The sequence below is a fragment of the Sphingomonas sp. CCH15-F11 genome (assembly GCF_001557005.1).
GTDB lineage: Bacteria > Pseudomonadota > Alphaproteobacteria > Sphingomonadales > Sphingomonadaceae > Sphingomonas.
Genome location: NZ_LSKG01000147.1, coordinates 1 through 800, shown reverse-complemented (window position 1 = coordinate 800; position 800 = coordinate 1). Strand labels below are relative to the sequence as shown.

The window sequence follows — 800 nt, the reverse complement described above, 5'->3', positions numbered from 1 at the left end:
CCCGCCACCACTCGCGCCCAGACCCGCCAGGGCAAGAAGGCGGTGAGCGCCTATTTCAGCCCCGAGGTCAGTCGCGGCCTGAATATGCTGGCGGCTGAGCAGGGGACGACGTTGCAGGCGCTCCTTGGCGAGGCCATCGACTTGCTCATGCGCCAGCACGGCAAGCATCCGTTCGGCGAGCGATAGCTGTCCACGTGTGAATATGTGAATGTGTGAACACAAAGATTAGGAGCTTGGAGGTGGCAAGATCGACGAACGCCAGGAAATCGACCGCCGCGCCTGCGGAGGTTGAAGAACCGATGCTGCCGATCGAAGCGCCACGCCAGCAGCGCAACCGCATCGGCAAGAAGTCGATCGCTGGCCGCTTCGATCCGGCGGTTGCCCGAGCGTTCGCGATCCTGGCCGCCAAGGAGGACAGCACAATCGAGGCGATGCTGACCGAGGCAGTTCTCGACATTCTCCAGAAATACAATCAGCCCATCGACAAGTGAACAAGTCCACGTGTGAACACGTTCACACTCGCTCTATTGTATCATCATTATAGAGCGCACTTCCCAACGACATAGTAATCTGACAGGCTTTGGTGTCGGCGGACTCATTCGCCGATTCGCCGTGGCGATCCTAGCGGGTGGCACCGCCAGGGCCAAAACGACGAAAGCCCGGCTTGGCGGCCGGGCTCTCGGAACGTCTGATGGGCGGGAGCCGCCCGGTGTCCTCACAAACACCAGTCTCCCGCAGGTCAGGCGACAAGTCAACTCGAAAACGCCGTTTTCGAGTTGACTTGTCGCCTGACCTGCGGG

General features: G+C 60.6%; 2 protein-coding genes. Both read left to right on the top strand.

Annotated features, from left to right (window positions below):
• Window positions 1–186: ribbon-helix-helix domain-containing protein (locus AX709_RS15300; protein ID WP_066550614.1), on the top strand; the 186-nt coding region annotated here is incomplete at its 5' end.
• Window positions 187–239: 53 nt separating this feature from the next.
• Complete coding sequence (locus AX709_RS15295; protein ID WP_231727548.1) at window positions 240–491, top strand: ribbon-helix-helix domain-containing protein; 252 nt, start codon at window positions 240–242, stop codon at window positions 489–491.
• Window positions 492–800 lie beyond the last annotated feature (309 nt).